Consider the following 18,924-nt stretch of genomic DNA (forward strand, 5'->3'; position numbering starts at 1 on the left):
CGACGGCAAGATCGTTCTCCAGCGTCGTTCGCGTGTCGCTGTCGGGCTGCCGCGTGGCGATCAGCGAAGGGCTGACCGGGTCCCATGCACCCCAGGTCGCGATGATCCGCTCGGGCGCCGTCGTGCACCGGCTCCCTGTGGCAGCGGCTGAAGGGCTGCAGGGCAAAGCAACACCGAGAAGCGCTACCGCGGCGAAGAGGGAGATGCGGGTGCCGTCGCGAGGACGCCGTGGCTGGGGCTGCACGTGATCACCTGGGACGGTGGGACGGGATGCCTTCAAAACCCCACCGGAGGCGGAGCGATGCGCTCCCCGCCGTCGATTGGCGCCCCGGCACTCCTGGGTACCGCTCGGTGCTCTATGCCAAGGTCAGGAGCGCGGCCGGCAAGCCCTATCGTCTTCCGGCCGTGACCTTCCCGCCGCACGAGATCTCAAGCGCGCCTGCGGCGATCGCCCTCGGAACCGTCGGTCTCATCATCACGGCGACGGTCCTTCGACGCCGAGCCGCTCTGTCGCTGCCGCGGCTTCTCGTCGGTGCAGCCTTGTGCGTCTACGCGGCAGGCATCGTCGTCAACAGCGCCTTCCCCATCTACCTCGATGCGGCGAGCGGCGGGGCGTGGACGAGCTATCTGAACCTCGTCCCGCTGCGAGGGACCGAACCGGCCGACATGGCGCGCAACGCACTGATCTTCGCCCCCTTGGGTGTCCTGCTCCCGCTCGTTCTGCCCATCCGGTCGGTCGGCGCACTGGCCGCAGCCGCGTTCGTGCTCAGCTTCACCATCGAGGTCCTGCAGCTCGTCAACGCCCTCACCGGCAACGGTGGCCACGTCGCCGATGTCAACGACCTGCTCGCCAACGTTCTCGGCGCACCCGTCGGGTACGTCGCAGTGCGCGCAGCCACGGCGTTCGCGCCCACCCGGCGACTTCTCTCGCCGTTCGCCTGGCCTACAGCCGGGCTTGTCCGCTCGCCGACACAGCGCGACCGACGTTCAGCCAGGGTCGACACCGGCGAACTAGGCACCTGATCGTCAGCGACCGACGGCGCTCCGCGACCCGTCGACTGAGACCGACGCCGGTCGTAGAGGACCCGGTGCCAGCACAAGGCGTTCAGGGCACGGTCGTCTCGGACACGGACCGTGTGGCGCCAGTGCCCGGGGCGACTCGCGTCGCTCTCTCCGCTGTCGCGCCTTCTCGTCTCGATGTCCCAGCGGTCGTGCCTCGGCGTCGTTTCACGCCAGCCTCGCGTCAGTGGCGCGAACGACGGTGGTTGAGCGTGCGGATGGCCACGTTGATCAGCGCCGCGACCACGACGACGATGAGCGCCCCGATGAGCGCACCGATGAACGACGCTCCGGTGGCCAGTGCGATGACCAGATAGATCAGGCCGGCGACGACGGACGAGATGACGAGACTGCGATCGGAAAGATTGAGCTGCACGTGAGGTCCTCGAGCTGGTGGGTCTGGCGCAGTGTCACCTACGGCTGAGCGCCCGAAACGCCGTACCCGCGAGGCGCTCGCCGGCGCGCCCGAGCCGTTCCAGGAGCCCGATAGGCGACCGTCGACCGCTCGGGTCGCTAGCGACACTTTCGGGCCCGGCACCCACACGCAGATGGGCGCTGAATCACTCCTCGGTGTCTGGCACCAGCGGGATACCGAGTGCTGTGCTCACTCGGTCATCGACCGTCCGGAAGCTCTGCAGGCGCCAGGGCCCGACGGTGGGCGTCCCTGGCGGCAGCTCGTTGCCATGCTCGTCGAAGGCCCTTCCGGTGCGATGGAGGAACGGATGGACGTCGAGCCGCTCGCCGTCGGTTCCCGCTCAAGACGTGCGGCAAGGTGGTCGTCCGCGAGCCAGCCGGCGCACCGAGGTCGCACTACGGCGGCTACCTCTACACCCGCGGCCTGACGTGTCATGAGGCAACAGTCGTTGCGCGATACGTGTCCCGTCGGCTCGGAGAACCCGCTACCTACAAGGTGCGACGCAACACCTACGGCTGCGAGCCGGGCCGGGGAGGGAACATGCGATTCGACTGTCTCGGCGTTCGGCCCGGCGACGAGGAGTCGACCCTCGGGGTTCTCCTGCAGAAGCGCCCGCGCAACTGATCGCATCTGGGTCGTCGGCTTCGCGACGCGTGGCAGGATCGCGGTGTGCGTGTGTCCCGCCGAATCTGGCTCGCGGCCGGTCTGCTGGCTGCTCCGTTTCCGATCTTCACCGTGCTCTATGCGCTCGGCGGGACCTCCACCGAAAGCATCGAATACGTCGTCATCGTGCTGGCCCCGCTGGCGCCCATAGCCGCGCTGACGGTGCTGCTGGCAGTTGTCTTGATCGTGCGCCGAGCGACGCGACGGCCGATTCGAAAGCACTTCGTCCTGGCGGCCCTACTCATCGGTGCGGCCGTTTCGGTCGGGGTGAGCTCCCCCGTCGAGATGACATGGAAGGAGCAATGCAACTTCGCCGGCGGGGTCGTCCCGGCCTGGGCGGCAGCACCCGTCGCCGCCGGCATCACAGAGATCCCAGAGTGGTCCTCCGGAACGTCCACACTGGCTGGCTGCCTCGGCTACGACTAACCGACCACCGGGTGGTTTCCGAAGGCCAACCCTCGACGTCCAGGCCACGACCTGGACGGCCGCCGTTACCGTCCCGGTGTCCCCATGCGTGCTCACCGTCCCGTCCTGCTCACCGTGGCGCTCTCCGGCCTTGCCTGCGTCGCCCTGTCCCCCACCGCCGGCGCCGCCCCAGGCCCGCCGCCTCTGCTCGGGTCAGCGCAGCCGGCGCCTGCCGTTCGCGCACCCGGTGACGTCGTCTCGCCCCGCGTCCTCACGGTTGCGCAGGCGCCGTCACCTGTCGGGATCGTCCACACGCAGGACCCGGGATCTCAGCTCCTCACCCGCAAGGACCCGCGCTCACCCGAGCCCGGCGGCGCGGTCACCGACGGCCAGAACCTGCTGATCCGCTGCCAGATCAACGCCGAGCGCAAGGACGGGCCCGAAGGGTCCTCACGGATCTGGGACCAGGTGCAGCTGCCCAGCGGGGAGATCGCCTACCTGCCCGACGCGTTCACCCGGACGTCGACGAAGGACGTCCTCGTCGCACCGCCGTGCGGTGCACCCATCCCCACCCGGGTGCGCGGCACGCAGGGGCAGTGCTTCCTGCGGCGGCCCGTGCGACTGCTGAAGGCACCCCGATCCCGTGCGGCGTTCCTGCGCGCTGCCGGCCCGAAGGCCCGAAGCTCGTACAAGGCCACGCGTGTCCCGGCGTCGGTGATCCTGGCCCAGGCGATCCTGGAGTCCGACGACGGCAAGGCCACCGCCGGAGCGAACAACTTCTTCGGGATCAAGGCCCAGGGGGTCGACACCGTCGCCGGCATCTACCGCTGGGGCTCCTTCGCCGTGGCCTGCATCCATCAGCCGACGAACGAGTCCGAAGGCGGCAAGAACGTCCGGCAGATCGCCCAATTCCGCGCCTACCGCACGATGCGCGCCTCGTTCGTCGACCACGGCAAGTTCCTGCGCGAGAACCCGCGCTACGCGACGGCGTTCCGCTACAGCAAGAGCCCGAAGCGCTTCGCCCGGGCGATCGCACGCGCCGGTTACGCGACCGACCCGTCCTACGCGTCGACGCTCATCGCATTGATCAAGCAGCACCGACTCACGCGCTGGGACTGAACGGCGCAGTCTCGCGCGCGCACCATGACGGTCGGTCTCGACGTGCTCTGGGGAGAGCCAGCTCGCTTCAGCGACGCTCAAGCCAGGCCGGCCCCGGTGACGGGCGCCGCACACGCCCGACTTCTCCCCCAGGATCTCTCAGGCCGAGGCGGAACAGCTGGTGGTCGGCGAAGGGCGGCGAACCGCTGATCAGGCGCCGAACGGCCCGTGCAGCTCGACCTCCCAGTCCTCGAACGGTGGCTCGGCCAACACGCCGGTCATGTACTGGTGCAGCCACGCGCTCGCCCGGCGCTCTGCGTCCTTCGCGTTGACCACGCGGCCGGCCTCGTCCACCCGGAGGACGTTCCCGAAGATCGCGAACACCTGCTCCATCAGGCTCGGCTCGGCCCGCATCGTCGCCCAGTAGTCGACGCCCTCGAGCGCCGGGAGACCGACGGTGCCGTTCGCGATCCAGTAGGCGAACGTGCGTAGGGCTCCGACCGACGATCCGGAGAGCGCGCGAGACGTCATCCGAACATGGTCGGTCATGCGTCGGCGCCTCGAGCCCCGTGCCCCGCCGACGAACGCTGGACCGGACCCGCCAGGTCGTTTCTGACCTAGGCCGCCGCCCGCCGCAATTCGGCGCGCTGACTCGTGCCCGCCAAGCGTTCGCCGACTGCGACAAGTCCAGGCATTGTGGTTCTGGCGGCCCGCCGCGTTAGCCTCGCTATCGCGTGATGGCCCCGGAGAGAGCACCCACCAGGTAGGAGCTCGTGCGGTTCCTAATCGATACGAACGTCCTGATCAGCAGCGAGCCGGGGCGCACCCAAGACGTCGAGGCGGGCACGGAGCTCGCTGTCATGTTGGCGCGCGTGGCGTCCGGGTCGCATCAGCTCCTGCTCCATCCGACTATCGAAGAGGAGATAGCCAACGACTCCGACACGGACCGTCGACAGCTCCGGATGCTTCTCCGCGGCCGCTACCCGGAACTCGAGGACGCCCCCGCGGTCCCCAACGACGTCATCGCCACCCTTGGGAGTCCCGGTCTTCGCTCCCACGACTGGTACGACCATCAGCTGCTGGGCTGCGTGGTCGCTGACGCAGTCCATGGGCTGATCACCCAGGACACCAAGATCCATCGGAAGGCGCAGCGTCTCAACGTAAGCGACCGGGTCCACACAGTGACCGATGCGATCGCGATGCTCGAGCGGCTCGTTGCACAGCCGGTCCTGTTTGTCCCCAGCGTTGACGATCGCCCTATGCACGCCGTGGATCTCAAGAGCCCATTCTTCGACTCCCTCCGCGTCGACTACGCCGGCTTTGACGCGTGGTTTCGCGAGTGCGCTAGGAGCGGCCGACGCGCCTTGATAGTCAACGCCGAGAACGGGCAACTCGCCGGCATCTGCATCTTGAAGGGCCTCGATGAGGCCATCGGTGTGGGCAGCCGCCCGGGCAAGATCTCCACCTTCAAGGTTGCCGACGAGTTCAAGGGCAGCCGGTATGGAGAGCTCCTCCTGAAGACGGTGTTCCGTGCAGCACACCTTTCGCATGATGTGCTCTGGCTCACCGTATTCAGGCGCCACGAGCCACTCATCGCGCTCCTCGAGACCTTCGGCTTCGAACACCACGCCGACGACCCGAGCGGAGAACGGAGATACGTCAAACGTCTTGAGCCCTCGGCGCAGGACCGCGCGACGCTCGACCCGTTGGACTTTCACGTCAAGTTCGGTCCGCCCAACGTCCTCGTTCAAGATGGACGCGTTTTCCTGGTTCCGATCCGGCCCGAATTCCACACCACCCTCTTTCCAGACGCCCCGGGTCAACAACAGACCCTTTCGGGCCCGCGCGCCCATGGCAACGCCCTTCGAAAGGCCTACTTGTGCCGCGCGAACGTACGCACCGCACGCCCCGGCGACACTCTGCTCTTTTACCGCTCGCGTGATGAACAAGGCCTGACCGCTGTCGGTGTCCTGGAACAGACCATGGTCAGCACGGACGCCGAAGCGATCCAACAGTTCGTCGGATCGCGAACCGTCTATTCCGAGGACGAAGTGCGAAGCATGACCGCTGACGGTCCCGTTCTGGCGATGCTCTTCCGTCAGGACCGATTCCTCGCGCCGTTCCGTTCGATCCGGGAGCTGCGCCAGAATGGCGTCGTCAAGGGTCAACCCCAGACTGTCGTTCACGTCCGACCCGAAGGGATGTCATGGGTGAAGCAGGTCCTCAGCGGATAGCGCTGATCTCCATCCACCCCCGTCACGCGGACGCCATCCTTGACGGCACCAAGCACGTCGAGCTCCGCCGCGTCCCGTTCGCTTCGGACACGACCCACGCCATTCTCTACGCGACCGCCCCAGTGAGCGCGGTAGTCGGATGGTTCCGCGTCAGAAGCATCGAAGCCGACACAATCACCGGCATCTGGGACCGGTTCGGCCGGGTGTCCGGGATCTCGCGGCGAGAGCATCGGGCCTACTTCGCCGGCGCGCGCCAGGCCTCGGCCATACGCATCGCTGAAGCACACCGTCTCCTTCGTTCACAACCTCTCGTCTCGATCGACGGGGTGCAGCGCCCGCCGCAGAGCTATCAATACGTGGATCCGGAAGCCGCCCAGCGTGTGCTGGTCGCCGCCAGCGTCATGGCGGGCGCCTTCGGCCCTCAAGCCCAACACGAGCGCCCCGATCTCGGCGCAGCGGGAGTGTCGCCGCGAGTCGCCCGATCTCCGCGGGGCCATGCCGAGACCGTCACTGCTTAACGTCCCGTTACGCGGGTCGTTTGAGAGCTGTCCGACGTCTCGATGCGCGTGACAGGATCGCGGGATGCCCGAGGTGACCGCGATCGTCGACTTCGAGGACGGCTACGCGATCGATCCCCCCGAGATTCAGGCCGTCGTCGACCCGAGTGGGGAGACCGCCGAATTCGCCCGAGACTTCGAGGCGGCGATCGCGTGGGCAACCGCCCGATCGGCGCGCGTGACGGTCCGCCTCTACGACCAAGAGTGGAGCGCCGGGACCGAACCATACGACGACCTCCCCCACATGACCCCCGAAGACCGTGCCGCTGCGGCGGTGCTCGTCGGCCGCCAATTTGACCGGTACGCCGCAGAATCGGCTACCTACGACAACGATCAGCGCTGGTACCACGCGATCCTCGACCCCAACACCGACCTGCCACTCGACGACGCCGAAAAGCTCGTCCGCGACCTCCCAGGCGTCGTAGACCTCGAACGCCGAGAAACACGCGAGGACGAGGCCCTGTGGATCATCGGAACGCACGCGCCGTCGCGAGATGTCGCCGAGCGCATCAACGAGAGGATCACTCACGCCCTGTGGCCGGCCGAACGCATCGGTCGCGAGTTTCCGGACGGCACCTTCTACATCAGCACCGGTCAGAGCAGCACCGGCCTCATGCACTACCTCGAGGACTGCCACCTCGTCCGGTACGCCCACCGACGCCGATGAGTTCGGTCGTTTGCGAGACCGCCACAAATCCGTCGGCATCTCGCCGTCACAAGTTCGGCGCTGCAGCAAAGTAGCTCCTGATGGACCGCCCCAAAACAGACGCCGAGCTGTTGCGCCGAGCCGCCCGCGGCGACGACGACGCGTTCGCGGACTTCTACCGCCACTACCTGCCACTGGTCGTCGGCTTCCACCTGCGGCGCACCGGGCGTCCTGAGCTCGCATTCGACCTCGCGGCGGAGACGTTCGCCGCGGTCGTCACCGGGCTCTCGAGGTTCGATCCCGACCGGGCGCCAGCAGCGGCCTGGCTCTTTGGCATCGCGAAGAACAAGCTGGCCATGAGCCTGCGAGCCCAACGCGTCGAGAACGACGCGCGTCTGCGGCTGGGTCGGGAGCCGCTCGTCCTGGAAGACACCGCGCTGGAGCGCATCACCGAGCTCGGCGGCCGGACGTCGGAAGCCGACCTCCTCGTCGCCCTCAGCGACCTCCCTGAGAGTCAACGGACCGCTTTGACCGCTCGCGTCATCAACGAACGAACGTACGCCGAGATCGCGGCCGAGATGGCGTGCTCGCAATCCGTCGTCCGCCAGCACGTCCACCGAGGCCTACGTGGCCTTCGAGCCCGACTGGAGCATCAGCGATGAGCGAATTCGACGACCTCGAGCGTCAGCTCCGCCAGAGCGTCCGCGAGCTCCGCCCGGACCGCACCCGCCCCCGGTGGCGCCGTCGTGGACTGCTGCTGATCCTGGTACCGACCGCCGTCCTCGCCGGCGCGGCCGGCGCCGCCGGCATCCTCGATGGGCCCAGCATCGCGTCCCGCGCCAACAGCCTGCAACGCGAGATTCGCGAGAACACGGCCACCGACGGCCCCTGCCGCCGGGCGATCACGACCCGCTCCGGACCGTCGACCTTCAGCGACGGCAAACCGCTCCCCGAACTCATCCGGGCGCTCCCGAACCTCTCGCGGGCCCCTGCGGCCCCGGTCAGTGACGCAGTCATGGCCGAGGCGCTCCGTGCCGGCGGCGGCGCGGCCGTTCTTCGGAGCACCGTACGACTGGCAAAGTTCCCCGACGGCGCCCGCCTGTTGTTCCTCGTCACCACCTCCAACAAGAACTTCACCGTTGTTGACCCGGCCGAATGCGAGAAGGCTCGCGGAGCCGCACTCGACGACCGTGCACCCGACGCCGATCCGGCGGTCGTCGACCGCGCCCGGGACCAACTCGCCCGCTCGATCGACACAGACCCCGCAACCCAGGCCTACGTGATCTCGACTCGCCGAATCCGCCCCGACGGCCTCGGCGGCGGAGGCGGCGCCTCGCCCATCCAGCCCGGCCAGCACCCGATCCGCATCCGCAACACCTGGAGCTCCGGAGCTGGAGGCTTCTCCGCTTTCGCCCATCCACGAGCGACCACCGTCCGCGTCCAACGCGTCCGACCGGGCTCCCCCGCACGAATCTGGCGCGGCACCGGGGCCTACACCGCCCGCATCGACGTACGCGAGGGACTGTTCGGCTTCTTCGGCCGAGGCGGAACGTCCGGGCGCTACCGGGTCACCCAGTACGACCACGACGGCAACGTCGTCTACCGCCGCGTCCTTCCGAACTGAACAACGACCGCGGTCCCTTCTGACACGGCTCACGCCACGCCCCCAACCCGGCTCATTCCTCCAGAGCCAGCGGCGATCCCGCGAGGTGTTGCGCGTGTCACAACTGCGGCAGCCGACGAATGTGACGTCTTGTGGGCGAGACGTCTGAGAGGGCCACGGTGTTGCGAGCCTCGGGCAGCGCTCCGGCCCCGTGGGCCTGTCCGTCGTCAGCTCCCGGTCCCCGGCGATCGGCGTCCCGGAAGCCGCGTTGAGCGCCTCGACCGCCGTCGCATCGCTCGTCGAGAGCGAAGGGCTTCGCCGTCGAGGTGCGGGCCGACGCGGTTGCAGAGGCCTATTGACGGGTCCTCGCACAGGGCAACTTGCTCTCCCCCGTGCTGTCGTCGAGCTGCCTGACCTTGCCGTCGTCGTCGTAGAACGCGGTCACGTCCACGTTGTCGCCCTCCCACGTGTCCTGATTGCTGGCCGAGTCCTTGTCGGTCAGGACATCGTCGCTCGCACGCCGTTCCTCGACCGCCGTCCGGAGCAGGTCAGAACACGAGGCCTCGCACCTTCCGCGGGCGAACGAGGGGCCCGAGGCCATCCCGCGTCACGCCGCCGGAGCAGAACGCACCGGAGACGCAGCCGACGGGCTCCAGCCCGGGGTCCGGGAGCTCCGCAACGACCTCGGCGACTGCCTGATCGCCGCGGCCGGCGGTGCCGCGGGCCGGCTCACGGGCCTCGAGCCACGCGATTCCCACGTCGACGTCGCTGCGCGGCACCATGACGGCACGAGCGCGGGCGCCGCCACGGCGGAGCCTCACCGCTCGGCCCGGCGCCTCGGCGCCCTGGAACGACACCTGGAGGAGCGCCCATGACCCCCGAGGATTCCACCGCCCACGACACCATCGAGACGATCGACGGCCGCCCCGCCGTGCGCCTGCAGCGCACGCTCGCCCACCCGGTCCAGCGCGTCTGGCGGGCGGTGAGCGACCCGGCCGAGCTCGAGCGGTGGTTCCCCGCCGCAGCCGACTGGACCCCCACCGAGGGCGAGACGTTCGAGGCCTACGGCACGACCGGCGAGGTCACCGAGGTCGACGCGCCCCACCGCCTGGCCTGGACGTTCGCCACCGACACCTACCGCTTCGACCTCCGGGCCGAAGGCGACGGTTGCCGACTCAAGTTCACGCACGGCTTCGACGACCGGGACCGCGCCGCGCAGACCGCGGCCGGCTGGGACGCCTACCTCTCGCGCCTGCCGCCCCACCTCGACGGCGGACACCTCAGCGAGCAGGACGCCCACCGGCCGTGGGACGCGGTCCACGAGCTCTACGCCGCCCGGTTCGGTGTCGACCCGGCCCCCGGTCGGGCCTTCATCGCCGCTCAGCGCGACGCGACCTGAGCCGCCCTCGTCCGTCCGGTGGGCCGTCGTCCCCGGTCGGCGACGCCCGCGCGGCCGGTCGCCCGGGGCGGGCCACCCGCCCCGAGGGCCCTCGACTCCCGCCGACCGGCGGGCGATGATGGCCGCGTGCCCGTCCTCGCGTCCGTGATGACCCACCCGCTCGTCGCCCAGGCCGGCTCCGGGTCGTCGGGGTTCTCGGGCGGCGGTGGAGGGGGTGGAGGCGGCGGGTTCTCCGGCGGCTCCGGGGGATCGTCGGGGTCGGGAGGAGAAGGCGGCGTCTGGCTGTTCGTCGTCTTCCTCATCGCCATGGCCGGGCTGGCCGTCTTCGGGCTGACCCGTGCGTCCGTCCTGCGGCGTCGCCGACGTCGGGGCCATGCGGAGCGCGACCGCGAGGCCCGGTCCGGCGCCGTGGTGGCGGCCGAGGACGACCCGGACTTCGACGCCGAGGCGCTCGTCGCCACCGGCGCCGACCTGGTGGTGGCCGTGCAGACCGCGTGGGACGCCCGCGACCGGGAGGCCCTGGGTCGGCTCATCGGCGGCGATCTGCTCGACGAGTGGGTCCGGCGTCTCGACGACTTCGACGAGAAGGGGTGGCACAACCGCGTCGTGCTCACCGGGGACCCGGACATCCGGCTCATCACGCTGGTCAACCGCCTCGAGGACGCCGACGACCGCGTCGTCCTCCACGTCGAGCTGCCGATGGACGCCTGGGTCGACAGCCCCGAGGGCAAGAAGTACGCCACCGGCAGGAGGGGCCCCTCGACGATCCTCTCCGAGTACTGGACGATGGCCAAGCACGGCGACGACTGGCGCCTGGTCTCGATCGAGGGCGACGAGGAGGGCGGCCACCACCTGACGTCGGAGAACATCCTCGACCCGGCCGAGGACCCCGAGCTGGCGGCGGAATCCCGCACGGAGATCGCCACGGACGGCGCGCCCTCGGGGTCCGTCGCCGGCCTCGCTTCGACGAGCTTCGCGGACGACGCGCACGCGGCCGCGCTGGACCTCTCCCTCGTCGACGACCGGTGGAGCCCGGACGTCCTGCAGATCGCCGTCGACCGCGCCGTCGCCGCGTGGGCGACCGCGGTGGACGGCCCCGACGACGACCTCGAGCGCCTGGCGGACCCGGAGGCCGCCCGCCGGCTGCTGCACGGGCCCGACGAGACCGGGAGGACCCGCACCGTCGTGCGCGGCCCGCAGGTCGACGAGGTCACCGTCGTGGCGGTGACCGACGCCGGGGAGCGGGGCCAGATGTCGGTGCGCCTCCGCTACCGGGCGCGCTGGTACCGCGAGGACCGCGCCACCGCAGCGGTCGTCGAGGGGTCGAAGGACGACGAGCGCGAGCGCACCGACGCGTGGACCTTCGCGCTGACCGAGGACCGCGAGCACCCCTGGCGCCTCGTCGCGGTCGGCTGAGACCGTCGCCCCCCCCCGCGGGCGGGTCAATCGTCGAACGGCGCGAGGCGCAGCAGGGTCGGGGCGACGCGCTCCATGTGCTCCTCCGCCGGCGCGGCCGCCCTCAGGAGTCCCGGTAGAGGTCCGCGGACGCGAAGACGTACCGGCCCTCGTCGAGGACGATGCCGCGCTGGCCCAGGAACGCGGCCACGGGGACGTGGAACGCCGGCGGCAGATCGGCGCGACGGAGGACGCGGACGCCGTCGCGGTCGACCGGCGTCGCGGCCCGGTCGATCGCGTTGACGATCCGGAGTCGGTCCACGCACGGAGGATCCCGCAGTCCGGCGACGGCCGTCGGGTCGCGGCCGGCCCGCGGTGGCCGTACCGACCAGATGCAGGCCTTTCCGTGCCGTCCTGCGCTACTACGAACATACGTTCGCATGAAGCGCGTCAAGGCCCTCGTCCGCGACTACAAGAAGGGGCAGCCCTGGGTCGTCGAGGCGGAGCACGAAGAGGTCATCGAGGTGCCCGAGGGGGTGCCGTTCTGGGCGGCGGCGGACCTGCTCTGGCCGCGGGAGCGCCACAGCGTGGAGCCGGCGTCCGGCGAGCAGATCTACTGACGACGATCAGCCCGACCACCCGTCGGCCACCGGTGAACGTCCGCCACGGACCTGGAACGAGCACTCCACGACGGCCCCGCCGCCCGGGGCCGCCCCGTTCGGCCACGGGTGCCCCCGGGACCCGTCGCCGGGTGGTTTGATTGCGGGCGGTCAGACCCAGGGAGCACCGATGAAGCGCGACATCTACACCGACGACCACGACATGTTCCGGGAGGCGGTCGCCGCGTTCGTCGCGCGCGAGATCATGCCCCGGGACGAGGAGATCCGCGAGACCCGCCAGATCCCCAAGGAGGTCTGGCTGAAGGCCGGCGAGGCCGGGTTCCTCGGCATCGGGATCCCCGAGGAGTACGGCGGCGCGGGGCTCGACGACTTCCGCTTCAACGCGGTGCTGCAGGAGGAGCTGGCCAAGGCCGGCATGGCCTACGGCTCGAGCGTCGGCATCCACACCGACGTCGTCGCGCCGTACCTCGTCGAGCTCTCCACGCCGGCGCAGAAGGAGCGCTGGCTCCCGGGCTTCGTCACCGGCGAGCTGCGCACCGCGATCGGCATGACAGAGCCGGGTGCCGGCTCCGACCTGGCCGCGCTGCGCACCAACGCGGTGCAGCAGGACGACGGCTCCTGGATCCTCAACGGCTCCAAGACGTTCATCACCAACGGCTACTACGCCGAGCTCGTGGTCGTCGCGGCCCGCACCTCCGACGGTCCGTCCCGCAGCGCGATCTCGATGTTCGTCGTCGAGGACGGCATGCCCGGCTTCAACCGCGGCCGCAAGCTCGACAAGGTCGGCCAGCACGAGGCCGACACCGCCGAGCTGTTCTTCGAGAACGTCCGCCTGCCCGCCGAGAACCTGCTCGGCGAGGAGGGCCGTGGCTTCCCGTACATGATGGAGCGCCTCGCGCAGGAGCGGCTGAGCGCGGCCTGCGTGAACATCGGCCACGCCGCCATCGCGCTCGAGCGGACCCTGGAGTACGTCAAGGAGCGTCAGGCGTTCGGTCGACCCGTCGGCACGTTCCAGAACAGCCGCTTCAAGCTCGCGACGATGGTCACCGAGGTCGAGGTCACGCAGGCCTACGTCGACCAGTGCCTGCGCGCGCACAACGACGGGGCGCTGACCGCCGTCGACGCGGCGAAGGCGAAGTACTGGACCGCCGAGGTGCAGAACCGGGTCATCGACGACTGCGTCCAGCTCTACGGCGGCTACGGCTACATGAACGAGTACGAGGTCGCCCGTGCCTGGGCCGACGCCCGCGTGACGCGGATCTGGGCCGGGTCCAACGAGATCATGCAGGAGCTCATCGGCCGCGACCTCGGTCTGGGCGACCCGCGCCCGTCGAAGGCCGAGGCCCGGCCGGTCGCGGCGAACCCGGCGTAGCGGCCCGGGGCACCGCGGGGCCGCCGCGACGGCCGGCGCCCCGACGGCCGCCCGACGGAGGACCCTGGGTCCTCCGTCGGCGTCGTGCGCCTCCTGCTCAGCGGCGCAGGGAGATGCGCACCGACGAGCCCGGCAGACCCTGCAGGCTGCCGTCCGCGACGGTGACGAAGACGCGGTAGGTGCCGCTCTTGCGGATCGTCACGCGGGTGGCGTAGTTCGCGTACTCCGCGGTGCCGGTCCGGGTGCGGGAGCCCTTGAGGGTCTTCCAGGCGGTGCCGGAGAGGCGCTGGACGCCGACCTGCTCGCCGACCTTCGCCGGGCGGACGCGGCCGGAGAAGCGCAGGGTGTTGCCCTTCTTCACGCGGCGCTTGACGTTCGTGGTGACCACGACGCCGACCTGCGTGCCGACGACGTCGCTGACCGTCGGGGTCTTGTCGGTGGTGCTGACCCGGTACTGCGTGTTGATGCCCAGGCCGAGGACCGGGAACGAGAAGCCGCCGGTGGCGGTGGTCAGCAGCACGTTGCCGACGGGCTGGAAGCCGGCGGTGTAGGGCCACGGGTTCTGCTCGAGGCGCACCTGGCGGCCGGCGCTGCCGGTGCCGCCGAGGGTGCCCGCGATGGTGGTGGTGCCGCCGAAGGCCACGGCGCTCGGGTTGGCGGCGACCGCGAAGCCGAGGGGCTGGCGCGGCGTCTTGAAGGTGCGGTCCTTCCCTCGGACGGTGCCCTTCCGGTTGCTCGCGACGATCCGGTAGTGGTAGAGCGTGGCGGATTTCAGCCCGCCGAGGCCGCCCGTCGCGGCGACCGGCGAGACGCCGAAGCCGGCGCTCGTCCGCGGGGTCTTCAGGCCGTACTTGGTCGTGGTGCCGAACTCGAAGCGGTAGTTCGTCGGCGCGCCGCCGGGGTCGACGGCTCCGGTCAGGGTGGCGCTCTCCGGGGTGATCGAGCCGGCGAGGCCCGTGCTGGCCCTGGGCTTGACGACCGGGGCGGCGGCCTGCGACGCGGCTGGCACGACGGCGACGATGGCGGCGGTCGCGAGGACCGTCGGGGCGATGCGGATCATGTGGACTCTCCTTCTGTCCGGCGCGGACTCGGGGCGCCTGTGGGAGGAGCGGTCCCGTCGTGGACGGGGCCGCCCGACCGGTGGGGACACCGGGCGTTGGGGGCTGCATCGAGCCTAGAGCAGCCCCCGCGCCGCGCCGTGAGAGTCCCGTGAGACCGCGGGGCTGCGGGGCCCCGGCGACGGCTCCCGGAATCCCGGGCGAGGCCACGGCGGGGCAGCGGGGCGAGGTCGCGGAGGGGCGCCGGGCGAGGCCACGGCGGGGCGCCGGGTGACGTCGCGGAGGGGCACCGAGCGACGCCGAGGCGGACGCCCGGGGTCAGCTCGTCGGGTGCGTCCGTCGGACGTCCGCGCGGCCCAGGAGGGCGATCACGTGGTCGTGGCGTTCGGCGACGCGCTCCAGGAGGGCCGGCAGGTCGGGCGTGGAGCCGTCCGGCGCCCCGCCGTCGTCGGTGCAGCGCAGGAGGACGATCGACGCGAGGTCGTCCGAGGCACCGGCGAGCCGGTCGAAGGCCTCCGCCAGCCGCGCGCGCTGACGCGACGGGACCTGCGCGACGACGGGATCGATCTCGAGGCGGACGCACCGCGCGTGGAGCTCGCGGACGCCGGAGACGAGCGCGCCCTCGTCGGCGTCCCACGGCGCAGGGCCGGCCGCGAGAGCGGTGAGCGTCCGCGCGTGCTCGAGGAGGTCGCTGGCCGCCCAGCTCGGGTCCGCGGCGGCGTGCGTCGACATGGCGGCAACCTAGAGCGGTCGCCGGACAGAACCCCTCAATTTGCAGCGACGATGCGCAGGACGTCGTCGCCGAACGCGACCACGTCCCCGTCGTGCAGCTGGCGCCCTCGGCGGGCGTCGACCTCGCCGTTGACGGAGACCAGTCCCTCCTGCAGCGCGGCCTTGGCCTCGCCGCCGGAGTCGACGACGCCGGCGAGCTTCAGCAGCTGCCCCAGCCGGATCATGTCCCCACGGATCTCGATGTCCTGCACCCGGCGATCCTCGCAGACCCCACGACCCGCGGCGGGCAGGCGGCGAGCAACCCCATCGGACCCGTTTAGGTTGCATGAACCCGGGGTTGACAGCCTCAGGTCATCGCTTTCGGCAGCTCCTCCAGTCCTCCACGTCCCGATGCGCCCGCGACCGGGTCGGCGTCAGCGTCCGACCGTCCGCGCCTCGGCGCGCTCGACGGCATGCGCGGCGCGGCCGCCCTGGGGATCATCCTGGTCCACGTCTGGATGTTCGCCCCCGACACGGGCCTGGCCGCGCCGGGGTCATTGTCCGACGGGCTGATGGGCCAGCTGCGCCTGGGCATGCCGATGTTCTTCGTGCTGTCGGGCTACCTGATCTTCCGGCCGTTCGCAGCCGCGGCGATCGAGGGTCGGCGCCTCCCCCGCATCGGCGTCTACGCCCTGCGGCGCGTCGCACGCGTGGGCCCGGCGTACTGGGTCGCGATCCTCCTGACCGCGGCGGTGCTCGCGAGCATCGACTCCGGGTACGCCCAGCCGGCGTCGGTCCTCCCGTCGTTCCTCCTGTTCCTGCAGGTCTACGACCCGGCGGCGATGGGCACCCTGAACCCGCCGACGTGGACGGTGGCGGTCGAGGCGTCGTTCTACCTGCTCGTGCCGGTGTTCGCGATCCTCGTCGCCGCGCTGACCGCCCGGCTGCCCGATCCGCGCCACCGCCGAGCGGTCCTCGCGGTCGCCTGCGGTGGACTACTGGTGACCGGCGCCGTGGTGCTCGGTCAGGCCGCCCTCAACGGCTGGGGCGTGGACGTCCGCCACACGCTGCCCGCCCGCCTGGCGTCGTTCGGCGCGGGCATGCTCGTCGCGGTCCTCGCCCACGGACGCCGTGCATCGCCCCGCGGCACGATCGTCCTGGCCACGGTCGGCACCGCGCTCGTCGTGATGGAGGCCGGGTGGCTCGTCCTCGACGTCGGCCCCGCGACGATGCACCAGGCGCTGGTCGACACCCCCGCCAGCGTCGGCTTCGCGCTCCTGATCGCCGCGGTGGCGACGGGCCGTCTGCCCGGCTCGGTGGTCTTCGAGCGCGGCCCGCTGCAGTGGTACGGGACGCTCTCCTACGGCGTCTACCTCGTGCACTTCCCGGTGATCTACGTCCTGCGGTCGATCGACCGCTTCCCGGCGCAGCCCGCCGTGGCGATCCTGCTGGTCCTCACGATCAGCACGGTCCTGGCGGTCGTCTCGTGGCACCTGATCGAGAAGCCCGCGATCGCCTGGGCCCGTCGCCGGACGCCGTCGCGCACCCCGGCCCGGCGGCCGACGCTGGCCGGCGCCTCGGGCGACTGAGCGCGCCCCGGACGGAGCGGTCCGCCCGCCCGGCTCCCCGGGCGCGGCGGTGTCGGGCCTCCCCCGCGTCGGGCGCGGCTGCGTGGGGCGCGGTGCGAGAACGACGAAGGCCGGGCGATGCGCCCGGCCTTCGTCGTCCCTCGGTGCGCCCGGGCCGCCCCACGGGCGGCCTCCGGTCGCTAGCGGCCGCCGGCGACGGCGGGGAGGATCTGCAGCTCCTGGCGGTCCTGGACCGCGGTCCCGAGGCCGTCGCCGAAGCGGATGTCCTCGCCGTCGAGGTAGACGTTGACGAACCGGCGGAGGTCGCCCTCGGAGTCCGTCAGGCTGCCCCGCAGCTCGGGGTGGGCGGTGAAGAGGCTCTCCAGCGCCGTGCCGACGGTGGTGCCCTCCGCCTTGACCGTGCCTTCGCCGCCGGTGGCGGCGCGCAGCTGGGTGGGGATCTTGAACGTGACTTCGGCCATCAGACCGACACCTCCGTGCGGTGTTCCGCGGTCGCTTCGAACTGATCGAAGTTGGGATCGATCTCGCGGCACTCGAAGGTGCCCCGGACCGCATCCAACGTCTTGAGGCCCTCGCCCGTGATCACGATGACCACGCGCTCGTCGGCGCCGATCCGGCCGGCGTCGGCGAGCTTCTTGAGCACCGCCGTCGTCACCCCGCCGGCGGTCTCGGTGAAGATGCCGGTCGTCCGGGCGAGCAGGGCGATTCCCGCGCGGATCTCGTCGTCGGTGACCTGGTCGATCGTGCCCGACGTCTTGCGCGCCAGCTCGATCGCGTAGGGGCCGTCGGCGGGGTTGCCGATCGCCAGCGACTTGGCGATCGTGTTCGGCTTGACGGGCCGGCAGACGTCCTGGCCCTGCTCGAACGCGTGGGCGACGGGGTTGCAGCCGGCCGCCTGGGCGCCGCTCATGATCGGCAGCGCCTGCTCGGCGTCGAGCAGCCCCAGGTCCTGCCACTCCTGGAAGCCCTTGCCGATCTTCGTGAACAGCGACCCGGACGCGATCGGGGCGACGATGCGGTCGGGCATCTGCCAGCCGAGGTCCTCGGCGATCTCGTACGCCAGGGTCTTCGAGCCCTCGGCGTAGTACGGGCGCATGTTGACGTTCACGAACGCCCAGTCGGGCCGCTCGCCGGCGATCTCGGTGCAGAGCCGGTTGACGTCGTCGTAGTTGCCGCGGACGGTCACGACGGTCGCGCCGTAGATGCCCGTCGCGAGGATCTTCTGCTCCTCGAGGTCCGCCGGGATGAAGACGTAGACGGGCATCCCGAGCGCGGCGCCGGCGGCGGCGACGGCGTTGGCGAGGTTGCCGGTCGAGGCGCAGGCCAGCGTCGTGAAGCCGAGCTCCTTGGCGCGGGCGGCGGCGACGGCGACGACGCGATCCTTGAAGGAGTGCGTCGGGTTCGCGGCGTCGTTCTTGACCCAGACCTCGCGGAGGCCGAGCTCCCGGGCGAGGTTGTCCGCGCGGACCAGCGGGGTCACGCCGGCGGGCAGGCCCTCGAGGCCCGCGGTCCCGCCGGGGCCGCCGGCGGGGAGGACCGGGACGCGGTCGACGGGCAGGAAGTCGGCGTAGCGCCAGATGTTCTGCGGGCCCGCCTGGATGCGCCGCTTGATCGCCTCGGGATCGCCCTTGGAGGGGTTGTCCTCGTACTTGACCTCGAGCGGGCCGAAACACCGCGAGCAGACGAAGTGCGCCTCGAGCGGGTACGTGCTGCCGCACTCGCGACAGGTCAGGGAACTGGCAGTCATAGGGGCTGAACTCCTGGTCGGTCCTCCGCCGAAAGGGTGTGGCGGAGGTCCGTACTGGTCCAGCCACACATCTCTCTGGAATTGGCACCTCTCCGCGTCGGCGATTTCGCGGTGGTTGCCGGGGGTTCGACGGGCCAGTCCCTCCCCCCCTCTGGATGTGTCTATGCGTGCTGCCGGGGCAGCGTATCAAGGAGCCCGCGACGTCCGGGCTGAGCAGCCGCTTCGCCCGGGTGCCCCGAGCCGCGCGACGTCCGGCGCGGACCGAAGTACGACGCTCGGGGCGGGGCCCGGTCCTTCCGGGTGCCCCGAGGCGCGCGACGTCCGGCGCGGACCGGAGCACGACGCTCGGGGCG

At 71.0% G+C, this 18,924-nt stretch carries 21 protein-coding genes and 1 riboswitch; of the genes, 13 read left to right on the forward strand and 8 right to left on the reverse strand.

What is annotated here, in order from left to right:
* The first annotated feature begins 351 nt into the window (after positions 1-351).
* Positions 352-1,023: a VanZ family protein gene (locus tag Q7T67_RS09210; protein WP_304788309.1), complete on the forward strand. Its 672-nt coding sequence runs from the start codon at positions 352-354 to the stop codon at positions 1,021-1,023.
* Positions 1,024-1,243: 220 nt separating this feature from the next.
* Here Q7T67_RS09210 and Q7T67_RS09215 read toward each other — a convergent pair whose 3' ends face one another.
* Entirely contained in the window at positions 1,244-1,435 is a 192-nt protein-coding gene (locus Q7T67_RS09215) for a hypothetical protein (protein WP_304788311.1), read from the reverse strand.
* A gap of 714 nt (positions 1,436-2,149) precedes the next feature.
* On the opposite strand from Q7T67_RS09215, the gene Q7T67_RS09220 reads away from it, so the two are divergent.
* Positions 2,150-2,563 carry a hypothetical protein gene (locus Q7T67_RS09220; RefSeq protein ID WP_304788312.1) on the forward strand — a complete coding sequence of 138 codons (414 nt, stop codon included), beginning with the start codon at positions 2,150-2,152 and terminating at the stop codon, positions 2,561-2,563.
* Positions 2,564-2,647: 84 nt separating this feature from the next.
* On the forward strand, positions 2,648-3,661 hold the full coding sequence (locus Q7T67_RS09225; protein ID WP_304788314.1) for a glucosaminidase domain-containing protein: 1,014 nt from the start codon (positions 2,648-2,650) through the stop codon (positions 3,659-3,661).
* A gap of 189 nt (positions 3,662-3,850) precedes the next feature.
* Here Q7T67_RS09225 and Q7T67_RS09230 read toward each other — a convergent pair whose 3' ends face one another.
* Positions 3,851-4,171: a hypothetical protein gene (locus Q7T67_RS09230; RefSeq protein ID WP_304788316.1), complete on the reverse strand. Its 321-nt coding sequence runs from the start codon at positions 4,169-4,171 to the stop codon at positions 3,851-3,853.
* Between the two features lie 242 nt (positions 4,172-4,413).
* Here Q7T67_RS09230 and Q7T67_RS09235 point away from each other — a divergent pair, with 242 nt between their 5' ends.
* From Q7T67_RS09235 to Q7T67_RS09265, 7 genes are all read left to right on the forward strand, one after another.
* The gene (locus Q7T67_RS09235) at positions 4,414-5,874 is read left to right on the forward strand and encodes a GNAT family N-acetyltransferase (protein ID WP_304788318.1); all 1,461 of its coding nucleotides are present in this window, start codon (positions 4,414-4,416) and stop codon (positions 5,872-5,874) included.
* The gene (locus Q7T67_RS09240; protein WP_304788320.1) at positions 5,847-6,392 is read left to right on the forward strand and encodes a hypothetical protein; all 546 of its coding nucleotides are present in this window, start codon (positions 5,847-5,849) and stop codon (positions 6,390-6,392) included. Before Q7T67_RS09235 ends, Q7T67_RS09240 begins: the two co-directional genes overlap by 28 nt.
* A 64-nt stretch (positions 6,393-6,456) precedes the next feature.
* Positions 6,457-7,098 carry a hypothetical protein gene (locus tag Q7T67_RS09245; protein WP_304788322.1) on the forward strand — a complete coding sequence of 214 codons (642 nt, stop codon included), beginning with the start codon at positions 6,457-6,459 and terminating at the stop codon, positions 7,096-7,098.
* Between the two features lie 80 nt (positions 7,099-7,178).
* Positions 7,179-7,739 carry an RNA polymerase sigma factor gene (locus tag Q7T67_RS09250; RefSeq protein WP_304788324.1) on the forward strand — a complete coding sequence of 187 codons (561 nt, stop codon included), beginning with the start codon at positions 7,179-7,181 and terminating at the stop codon, positions 7,737-7,739.
* Positions 7,736-8,701: a hypothetical protein gene (locus Q7T67_RS09255; protein WP_304788326.1), complete on the forward strand. Its 966-nt coding sequence runs from the start codon at positions 7,736-7,738 to the stop codon at positions 8,699-8,701. The genes Q7T67_RS09250 and Q7T67_RS09255 overlap by 4 nt, the downstream gene beginning before the upstream one ends.
* Before the next feature lie 850 nt (positions 8,702-9,551).
* Positions 9,552-10,079, forward strand: a complete 528-nt coding sequence (locus Q7T67_RS09260; RefSeq protein ID WP_304788328.1) for an SRPBCC domain-containing protein — start codon at positions 9,552-9,554, stop codon at positions 10,077-10,079.
* Between the two features lie 126 nt (positions 10,080-10,205).
* On the forward strand, positions 10,206-11,495 hold the full coding sequence (locus tag Q7T67_RS09265) for a TIM44-like domain-containing protein (protein WP_304788329.1): 1,290 nt from the start codon (positions 10,206-10,208) through the stop codon (positions 11,493-11,495).
* A 103-nt stretch (positions 11,496-11,598) separates the two neighbouring features.
* On the opposite strand, the gene Q7T67_RS09270 is transcribed toward Q7T67_RS09265, so the two are convergent.
* Complete coding sequence (locus tag Q7T67_RS09270) at positions 11,599-11,796, reverse strand: hypothetical protein (protein WP_304788331.1); 198 nt, start codon at positions 11,794-11,796, stop codon at positions 11,599-11,601.
* A gap of 118 nt (positions 11,797-11,914) precedes the next feature.
* On the opposite strand from Q7T67_RS09270, the gene Q7T67_RS09275 reads away from it, so the two are divergent.
* Together Q7T67_RS09275 and Q7T67_RS09280 are read left to right on the forward strand one after the other, a co-directional pair.
* Positions 11,915-12,094 (forward strand): hypothetical protein, encoded by a 180-nt coding sequence (locus tag Q7T67_RS09275; protein ID WP_304788333.1) that lies wholly within the window; start codon positions 11,915-11,917, stop codon positions 12,092-12,094.
* A gap of 169 nt (positions 12,095-12,263) precedes the next feature.
* The gene (locus Q7T67_RS09280; RefSeq protein ID WP_304788334.1) at positions 12,264-13,466 is read left to right on the forward strand and encodes an acyl-CoA dehydrogenase family protein; all 1,203 of its coding nucleotides are present in this window, start codon (positions 12,264-12,266) and stop codon (positions 13,464-13,466) included.
* Between the two features lie 97 nt (positions 13,467-13,563).
* Here Q7T67_RS09280 and Q7T67_RS09285 read toward each other — a convergent pair whose 3' ends face one another.
* The 3 genes from Q7T67_RS09285 to Q7T67_RS09295 all read right to left on the reverse strand — a co-directional run bounded on the left by Q7T67_RS09285 (position 13,564) and on the right by Q7T67_RS09295 (position 15,507).
* A complete protein-coding gene (locus tag Q7T67_RS09285) occupies positions 13,564-14,526 on the reverse strand; it encodes a hypothetical protein (protein ID WP_304788336.1) in 963 nt (320 codons plus the stop codon).
* A 316-nt stretch (positions 14,527-14,842) separates the two neighbouring features.
* Positions 14,843-15,256, reverse strand: a complete 414-nt coding sequence (locus Q7T67_RS09290) for a hypothetical protein (protein ID WP_304788338.1) — start codon at positions 15,254-15,256, stop codon at positions 14,843-14,845.
* 35 nt (positions 15,257-15,291) lie between these two features.
* Positions 15,292-15,507, reverse strand: coding sequence for an RNA-binding S4 domain-containing protein (locus tag Q7T67_RS09295; protein ID WP_304788340.1), 216 nt, complete (start codon positions 15,505-15,507; stop codon positions 15,292-15,294).
* Positions 15,508-15,708: 201 nt separating this feature from the next.
* On the opposite strand from Q7T67_RS09295, the gene Q7T67_RS09300 reads away from it, so the two are divergent.
* Positions 15,709-16,824, forward strand: coding sequence for an acyltransferase (locus tag Q7T67_RS09300; protein WP_304788342.1), 1,116 nt, complete (start codon positions 15,709-15,711; stop codon positions 16,822-16,824).
* Between the two features lie 179 nt (positions 16,825-17,003).
* Here the strand turns inward: Q7T67_RS09300 and Q7T67_RS09305 are convergent, their stop codons facing one another.
* Positions 17,004-17,285: a ubiquitin-like small modifier protein 1 gene (locus tag Q7T67_RS09305; RefSeq protein ID WP_304788344.1), complete on the reverse strand. Its 282-nt coding sequence runs from the start codon at positions 17,283-17,285 to the stop codon at positions 17,004-17,006.
* Positions 17,285-18,571, reverse strand: coding sequence for a threonine synthase (thrC, locus tag Q7T67_RS09310; RefSeq protein ID WP_304788346.1), 1,287 nt, complete (start codon positions 18,569-18,571; stop codon positions 17,285-17,287). Before thrC ends, Q7T67_RS09305 begins: the two co-directional genes overlap by 1 nt.
* Positions 18,572-18,635: 64 nt before the next feature.
* A riboswitch (SAM riboswitch) is annotated at positions 18,636-18,733 on the reverse strand.
* Between the last annotated feature and the right edge of the window lie 191 nt (positions 18,734-18,924).

This window comes from Patulibacter sp., assembly GCF_030655195.1.
GTDB lineage: Bacteria > Actinomycetota > Thermoleophilia > Solirubrobacterales > Solirubrobacteraceae > Patulibacter.